This window comes from Candidatus Magnetobacterium casense (assembly GCF_019173545.1).
In the GTDB taxonomy this organism is placed as follows: Bacteria; Nitrospirota; Thermodesulfovibrionia; order Thermodesulfovibrionales; family Magnetobacteriaceae; genus Magnetobacterium; species Magnetobacterium cryptolimnobacter.
The window spans coordinates 1-8842 of sequence record NZ_JABXWD010000139.1; the positions used below are offsets into that span (position 1 = coordinate 1).

4 protein-coding genes are annotated in these 8842 nt (G+C 48.6%); 1 reads left to right on the forward strand and 3 read right to left on the reverse strand.

The genetic code is table 11. The features are described from left to right. Positions 1-72: 72 nt before the first annotated feature. Together HWQ67_RS08880 and HWQ67_RS08885 are read right to left on the reverse strand one after the other, a co-directional pair. Positions 73-723 carry an AlbA family DNA-binding domain-containing protein gene (locus HWQ67_RS08880; RefSeq protein ID WP_218252329.1) on the reverse strand — a complete coding sequence of 217 codons (651 nt, stop codon included), beginning with the start codon at positions 721-723 and terminating at the stop codon, positions 73-75. Positions 724-794: 71 nt separating this feature from the next. After that, positions 795-2300: a B12-binding domain-containing radical SAM protein gene (locus HWQ67_RS08885; protein WP_218252330.1), complete on the reverse strand. Its 1506-nt coding sequence runs from the start codon at positions 2298-2300 to the stop codon at positions 795-797. Between the two features lie 311 nt (positions 2301-2611). Between HWQ67_RS08885 and mutS the strand changes: the two genes are divergently transcribed. After that, a complete protein-coding gene (gene mutS, locus HWQ67_RS08890; protein ID WP_218252331.1) occupies positions 2612-5242 on the forward strand; it encodes a DNA mismatch repair protein MutS in 2631 nt (876 codons plus the stop codon). 237 nt (positions 5243-5479) lie between these two features. On the opposite strand, the gene HWQ67_RS08895 is transcribed toward mutS, so the two are convergent. Then, positions 5480-8605 carry a diguanylate cyclase gene (locus HWQ67_RS08895; protein ID WP_218252332.1) on the reverse strand — a complete coding sequence of 1042 codons (3126 nt, stop codon included), beginning with the start codon at positions 8603-8605 and terminating at the stop codon, positions 5480-5482. Positions 8606-8842 lie beyond the last annotated feature (237 nt).

Here is an 8842-nt window from a genome sequence, read left to right on the forward strand (position 1 = left end):
ATGTCTTTCTCCTTTCTGCATGTGTTATTACATACAAATATTATTACACATAAACCACTTTTTTTCAATACTTTATACATCGTCCACGCTTGTTTGGAGTGCTACCAACTCTTCTCTGTCAAGGATCGTATATCTTTCCTTACCGCGAAAATAGACACAGTTGATCGTTGCCTGGATAAAAAATCTGGTCACTTCACGGCTAAAAAGCAGAACACCGGCATTTTTCATCTTACCGTCCTTTACTACACTAAGATTTTCCAACAATTCGATACCGGGTAGTATCTTTGAAATGCGAGTCATTTCAAGAAACCTGTCGAAAATCTTCGGGTCAAGATGCCGTGTAATCTCAAAGTCCTGATTGAGCTGATCATCAAAGACAACCAGGCCTTCCTTCATGAAAAAGTCCCTGATTTCATTCCGTGAAAGCTGCTGACTGTTGGCGCCATGTCTTAAATAAAACCTCCCCCCGGTTGAATATGGTTTTTCATTTCCGTCAGGGACATTGATTATGATCACACCGTCAGCCTCTTCGATAAACACCTTTAAACGTGGGTCAAAATTCCTGACCAAATCCATGATTTCCGACCTGAGTTTATTGCTGAAGTTAAGCGGCTTGATCGTGCCATCATCAGTAACGCCAATCAAAATCGTACCTCCCGTGGTATTGGCCATAGCACAAATCTCACGAGCAATGGCAGGGCTGTAGTTTTCCTTGAATTCCACATTGTACCCCTCTCCTTGCTGAATTAAGGCTTGTAGTCGGGATGTGGCCATCTGATTTAAACAGACGGTTTTTATCGAGGCTTTTTTGCGATAGAGAGAGTTTTCAATACAACATCCACCACATATTCAATAGTCTCATGGATTACCTTGAAGAAATTGGATACAACCACCCGAGCTATCTTCCCCTTGTATTTAGACTTTAAAAGGTAGGAGAGATACCACTTTTGGATGGGGAAATCAATGAGAAAGCGCTTGAACCAGAACCTAAGTCTCAATCTGAAGAGATATTTTTCTATTGGCAGGTTGTGTGCAGACAACCTGAACCTGCTGTCTATAATGGAACTAGACATATAGGGGGTTTCATATAACTTATATTCATCTATTGAGAGGTCTCCAACATATTGGTCAAAGATGTCAGAGCCAATAAACGGTATTGTAAGTCCCATGAGATAAGTGGTCGCGCCAATGCGGTGCATAAACTTACCGAGTTCTTCTACGTCCTCTTGTGTCTCTCCGGGCGTGTTTAGCATAAAGTTAGCGCCGGTTCTGATTTTGTGTTTTTTGCATAAATCAAATGCGTCTTTGGCCTGTTGTATAGTTGTTCCTTTTTTCATTCTCTTAAGGGCTGTATCTGTTGCAGCCTCAACGCCAAAATCCAGTTGACAGCAACCAGCAACCTTCATCTTTGACACCAGGGCGTCGTCGATACAGTTAACCCTGGTTTCAGCGCCCCAGACAATGTCAATGCCATTATCGATAATTTTGTCACAGATTTCGTGAACCCTCTTGTTGTTCATCGTAAAAGTATCGTCCTGAAAGTAACATGATTCAATATCGAACTTGTCTTTGCAGAATTTAATCTCTTCGATGACCTGATTTACGCTTTTATACCTGACAACTCTCGGACCTCCATATGCCTTGTATATGCTTGCCGTTGCACAGAATGTACAATTAAAAGGGCACCCAAGACCAGTGAAAAAATGTATACACGACGTTACTGCAAACCTTAACCCCCACTTCCTGGGATACAGGTAATATTCCATGTCGATCTTATCATAAGCCGGTATGGGCAGATGGGAAAGGTCGTTTGTAAGACATCTTGGCGGATTTTGTATAACTTCACCATTTTCCCTGAAACATATCCCCTTTATCTCACGTAATGGTTTGTGTTGAAGGATTTCTAAAAGAGGAAACTCTCCCTCTCCTTTTACCACTATGTCTACAGGTGCATTTGATACAAATTGGTCCAGAGGTCTTAGCGTTGGATGAACTCCACCTAATATAATCTTGACATCAGGAAGGGTTTTCTTTATTTTATTGACGAGCTTCATCGTATAGTGATACTCTGGTGTGAACATACTTATTCCAATATATTCATAATCATTTTCCCGTATCTTTTTAATCAGATAGCTATCATACTGTTCAATCGGTTTTTCCTTGTCAGATAGTTCCTTTACTTCTATAATATCGTTATCTATCCCGTGGGAAGACAAAAATGCAGACATATTAAGATAATATACCGGTAAAACTGGTGTGTGTATTCTCTTGTTACCGTTTACAAATGCAATCGGTTTCACGTTACCTCTTATTTAGAAGTCCATTTTATTATCGGTTTTACGTCACGCCTGATTTAATCCGTGTAATCATGATTCAGACGCATCCTATGTGTACCCTAGTACTGTTACATTATCAATAAGTGATCTCATCAACAATTGATTTAGTATAACCTAAAAAAAATTTTTTATGCAAGAAATTTTTGTATCCTCTTAGCCCTTTCCTGTTGTAAACTCCGATATCACGTTATTGCAATATTGGTGTCGGTAATATTATCATTGATCATGACGTCAAATTTTTATAGCATTGTAAATATAACATTACAGTACAAGATATGACAGAACTGACACCGTTGATGAAACAGTACCAGGAGATAAAGGACGAGCACATGGATGCGATCCTTTTTTTCAGGATGGGCGATTTCTATGAGATGTTTGGGCAGGATGCGGTTGTGGCCTCCAAGATACTCCAGATAGCCCTCACCACCAGGGACAAGAACAAACAGGACGCTATGCCGATGTGCGGCTTCCCGCACCACGCCCTGGATACCTACCTCAGACGGGTCGTCGAGGCCGGCCACAAGGCGGCAGTGTGCGAACAGATGGAAGACCCCGCCCTGGCCAAGGGGATCGTCAAGCGACAGGTCATCAGGGTCGTTACCCCCGGAACGTTTGAACCCGACAATCCCAAGGACAACACCTACGTGCTCGCCTTCTCTCCCGTTGCACTGAGGTGTGGCATTGCCCTGGCCGATGTCTCCACGGGCGAGTTCATACTCTTTGAGAGCGAACAATCCCTGGCCGATGAGATCAACAGGTTCTCCGTCAAAGAGGTCCTCTGTCCGGAGTCCATGAAGAAGAACCTCCACTACTCAATCGTCCTGAAGAACTACTTCACAACGTACTACGACGACGGCTACTTTGAATACCCCCAGGCCTATGCCTTGCTCCTGGAGCACTTTAAGGTGACCACGCTTGAGGGGTTTGGCTGTGAACAGACCACTGCGGGCATATCGGCAGCGGGTGCCCTTCTGAGCTACCTGCAACAGACACAGAAGTCCGCCCTGTCCTTTGACAGACTCCGTCCGCTCAACAACGCCTCGTGCATGTTCCTCGATGCAGCGGCCATCAGAAACCTCGAGCTGGTCAAAAACCTCAGAGACCACTCCGATGAACACACGCTCCTTAAGACGATGGATGAGACCGTCACCCCCATGGGAGGCCGTCTGCTCAGAGACATGCTCCTGAAGCCCTCCATCGACATAAACGTGATAGACAAGCGCCTGTCAGCCGTGGAGGCGCTTTTCGATGAGTTTGCTCTCAGAGAGGAACTGCGCAAGACACTCAAGGGCATCCAGGACGTGGAGCGACTCACCACGCGCCTTATCAAGGGCAATGCCAACGCCCGTGACCTCGTTGCCATAAAGAACTCCCTGACGACACTGCCCGCTTTAAAGACCCTCCTGACAGGCAGTGATCAGACGGATTCCCCCACGGTAAACAACCAGGAGCGTCCGGGAGTAATAACATATTATGACTATCTCACAGAGCTATCCGCCGGCATTGCTGACTTTACGTCGCTAATCAGGCTGATAGACGAGGGCATAGTGGATGCCCCGCCCAACACTGTCAAGGAAGGCTGGATCATCAAGGACGGTGTCAACAAGGAGATAGATACGTTGCGTGAGTTCGCCACAAAGGGCAAGACCTACCTGACGGAACTTGAAGTCAAGGAGCGCGCTGCCAGCGGCATAAACAGCCTCAAGGTGAGCTTTAACAGGGTCTTTGGCTACTACATCGAGGTAACCAAGGCCAACCTCCATCTGGTACCCTCCCGCTACATACGCAAGCAGACGCTTGCCAACGCCGAACGTTTCATTACGCCGGAGCTGAAGGACTACGAAAACAAGATCGTGGGAGCGGAGGAGCGCTTAAAGCACCTTGAGTACGAGTACTTCAAGGAGATCGTGGACAAGGTCATCTACTACGCCAGGGACCTCAGGGATGCTGCGGGGGCGGTTGCAATGCTGGATGTGCTTCAGAGCCTTGCGACGGTGGCCAAGCTCAACAACTACGTTCGCCCCGATGTAACCAACGGCCCCAGGGTTGAGATCAATGATGGTCGCCATCCCGTAGTGGAGCGTGCCACAAGCACGACACGATTTATTCCCAACGATACGCACCTGGACCTGGATGAGAACAAGCTGCTGATAATCACCGGACCCAACATGGCGGGCAAGTCAACCTACATGCGACAGGTGGCGCTGATCGTGCTGATGGCGCAGATGGGTTCCTTTGTGCCTGCGGAGTCTGCCACCATTGGCATCGTAGACCGGATATTTACGCGCATCGGTGCAGCGGATTATCTCTCAAGGGGGCAGAGCACCTTTATGGTCGAAATGGTTGAGACGGCAAACATCGTCAACAACGCCACCAGAAAGAGTCTGGTCATCCTGGACGAGGTAGGACGCGGCACGAGCACCTTTGACGGTATAAGCATTGCGTGGGCGGTGGCCGAGTTCATCGCATCGGAGGTGGAGGCTCGCACGCTCTTTGCCACGCACTACAACGAACTCACAGAACTTGTTCTGACTGCCACGGGGGTCAAGAACTACAACGTTTCGGTGAAGGAGTGGGGGGATGAGATAATATTTCTGCGCAAGATAGTAAAAGGCTCCGCCGATAAGAGCTACGGCATCCAGGTGGCACGTCTGGCCGGACTGCCGCAGCGCATCATCGACAGGGCAAAGGACATACTTGCAAATCTCGAAAAAAAGGAGTTCGAAGACCCGCAACGCATGGGTTTGTCACTCAGAAAGAAGAAGCGCCCCTCACAGCAACTGGACCTGTTCTCAAAGCCGGAAGACCCCGCATTGTTCATGCTCAAGCAGCTCGACCTCGATAAAATGACCCCCCAGGATGCCATCAAGGTACTCAGGCAGTTGCGCAGTCTTGCGGAGAAGTAACCCCATATAATTTAAACAACGGAGCCTCTTGCAAAAGTCCGGGTGCAGAAGAAAGTAGATGTGCTGCCTCGATATTTACCAAGCCCTTACGGAGGAGCGTCCATATATAAGCCCTCTCTCACATAAGGAGGCTATGGAGATACTAAAATCCATGAAAGACAAGGGGCTGATTGACCCCTGAAATTGTAACAGCAACAGACAATATCTTTAGTTCTCTGTAGTTGGGGAAACGTTACATTATACGATAAAAGTATCTTCTTGCTTAAGATTCGGTGAGGGTTTACCGATGAGATAGCCCTGTGCATAATCGACCCCATAGTCCCTGAGCAGATTCATCGTCTCCACGTCCTCGACAAACTCGGCAACGGTCATAATACCCATCCCGCCGGCCATGTCCCTGATGGCCTTTACGATGTGGCGGTTTTCATCGCTATTTAGCAGGTTCTTGACAAACGAGCCATCTATCTTGATATAGTCCACCTCCATGTCCTTGAGGTACTTAAAGGACGTAAAGCCTACGCCAAAGTCATCCAGCGATATCCGGCAGCCCAGCTCCTTCAATCCCCTGATAGACCTTATGGCCTTGACAAGGTCGCTGATGGCAGCCGTTTCGGTAACCTCAAAGATCAATCGTGTGGGGTCAACTTTGAGGATATCTATCTGGTCTTTGATAAAATGCAGGATTTGCTCATCACCCAGGTCCTTGCCCGACAGATTCATGCCAAAGGACAGGTGAGGCTTTGCTTGGACAACCTGTGACTGAACGGTGAGGGTCTTTTGTATAATCATCCTGTCAATGGAGCCGATAAAGCCGTATTTCTCCGCTGTATACAAAAACGACGGTGGATACAGCACCTTTCTCTCATCCACCTGCATCCTTGCCAGGGCCTCGTAGTGCGATATCATGTTTGTTCTGAGGTCGAGTATGGGCTGAAACCAGGGGACAAAGCGGTTGTTTTCAAGCGCCCACTTGATCTGTTCCCGCTCCTTGAGGCGCACCTGAATATCTTCGAGGTATCGGTCCTCATTGCTGTAGAGGTGACAGCGGTTTTGGCCAAGCTCCTTTGCACGGTATATGGCGGCATCACCACGGGTTATCAACTCCCTGGTGGATGTCCCATGCTCGGGGTAGATGACGATCCCGATGCTGGCCGAGGTGCGTATCATGAACTCGGAAAAGCGCATTGCCTCTAACTGTTTGCGTATGCCCTCTGCCTGCTCAACCGCCGCCGCAGTACCCATATCGGGAATAAAGACGCCAAACTCGTCACCTCCGATGCGGCCAACAATGACCTTGTTGACGGCCTGATTGTCAGCGTCATAATCGACGCCTTCGTCGCCACTGACCGTGCGCCTGAGCATATCGGCGATGCTTGCCAGAAACTCATCCCCAACGATGTAGCCATAGGTGTCGTTGATGAGCTTAAAGGCATCCAGGTTGACCAATAGCAGGGCGCCCACTGCCCCGCTGCCGCTCTGCCCGACAATCCACTGATCCAGCAGGGCCATAAACCTGTTACGGTTGAGTAGACGCGTTGTTCTGTCATAGTAGGAGATGTACTCGATGGTCTGTTTTGATTTCATCTTGTCCGTGATGTCTTCCTGGATTGCCAGATAGTTGGTGATTTCACCGGCGTCATTTTTGATCACGGAAACGAGGCCGTTGATCCAGAAGAACTCCCCGTTTTTCTTCTTGTTTTTAAAGATACCGCGCCACGTCTTTCCGGCGGAGATTGTGTTCCAAAGTCCTTCGTACTGCTCATGCGTGGTCTGCCCCGACGACAACAGGTGTGGCGTGGTGCCTATGACCTCGGCCTTTGTGTAACCGGTTATCTGTTCAAAGGTCTTGTTGACGTACTGTATTCTGGCGTCCTTATCGGTGATGTATATAATGTTGATGCTCTCATCAACGACTGCATAGAGGGTCTTTATCTCTGCCTCTGCGCCCTTGAGGCGAGTTATGTCAAAATAAGAGATTACCACACCGCCCTCTTCCCTGTCCAGGGGGACGGCGTGCATGAGAAACCACATATTGTCGCTACACCTGTACTCAAACTCAAAGCGTTGCGTCTGACCGGAGAACACTGCCTCAACCCCTTCGCTGGCCGGCATACTGTATTGTTTGCACCGTTGCTGTGTGGCAGAACACTTTTCGACATAATTGGCCCCCTCGGTAATGCCCAACAGACAGGAGGCGTCTTGTTGCAGTGCATATTGCTGCCATGACCGGTTTACGCTGACAATGACACCGTCACGGTCTAAGACGGCGACGTTTATGGCAAGGCCATCGAGTATGGCCTGTGACAGGTCATTTCGTGCCCTGTGCTCGTATTGTTTCGGGGCAGGTGGCTGTGGAACGTTCGCTTCCGTCTCAGTGGCGACGTAGGCTTTTACCCTGTTTCTACCCTCATGCTTTGCCTCATACAGTGCCTTATCCGCTGAAGTAATCAGGTCCACCATTGCGGTATCCATTTCGGGCACTACGGAGGCGGCCCCAATGCTCACCGTGACAATGTTTGCAGCCTCGGAGTTGACGTGTGGCATGGCCAATTGCTGCACCCTCCTCCGCATGGCCTCACCGACACTGACGGCGCCATAGATTCCCGAGTCAGGCAGCAACACGACAAACTCCTCTCCCCCGTACCGAGCAACGATGTCGGCAGGACGCTTGAGGGTCTCCTGGAGGGCCTTGGCAACGGATGTTATGCACTCATCCCCGGCCATGTGACCGTAGGTGTCATTGTAACGCTTAAAGAAGTCTATGTCTATCATCAGTGCAGACAGCGGGGAAGCGTTTCTTAAGGAGCGTCTCCACTCAGTTTCCAGTATCTGTTCAAACGTTCGGCGATTGGCAATGTTTGTCAGGAAGTCAATGGAACTCAGCTTATTGAGCAACTTGTTTTTCTCCGTCAACTGCTTGTTTAACTCCACCAGTTCCTCTTGGCGGGCCTTGCGGTTGTCAAACTCGTCCTTTAGCTTCATTACTGTCCTGACCCGCGTCACAAGCTCTATCTTATTGACGGGTTTGGTGACATAATCGACGGCTCCCGCATTAAAGGCTGCCTGCAAACTCGTTGCCTCCGTGACGCCCGATACCATAATGATTGGAATGTCCCTGAGATGTTCATGGGATTTTATCCGGGCACAGGCATCTATGCCGTTGATTGCGGGCATCATTATATCCATAAGGATTAGCTCCACACCAGGGGGGGCACTGTGGCTACCGGCATCAGCGACTCCAAGGACCTCGAAGGCCTGCTGCGCAGATTCAGCAAATAAGATATCCGTATATCCGGCAGATTTTAAAAATACCTGCAACAGCCTTAACATATCTGTGGAGTCATCAACGATCAGTATACTCATAAACATCTCCATGTAAAAGAAAAATTTCGGTCATATTTTTAATCCGTCTAATCATGCCTGCCGACAAGACATTATTCTACCATACTACCCTCGTAAATGCACGGTGAATTTATTTTCGATTGTGTGCAATACAAGAAAGAAAGGGGCGGCTCCGCCCCATAGGTGTTAAGTTAAGCATGATACCTCCAGTACCTCCAAGTCTTTTAGTGTTAATTTCTTAGGTTTAGGCGTATTTGA

Coding starts and splice junctions, on each gene's coding strand:
- HWQ67_RS08895 (WP_218252332.1), bottom strand. CDS start 8,605: ATGAGTATACTGATCGTTGATGACTCCACAGATATGTTAAGGCTGTTG.
- mutS (WP_218252331.1), top strand. CDS start 2,612: ATGACAGAACTGACACCGTTGATGAAACAGTACCAGGAGATAAAGGAC.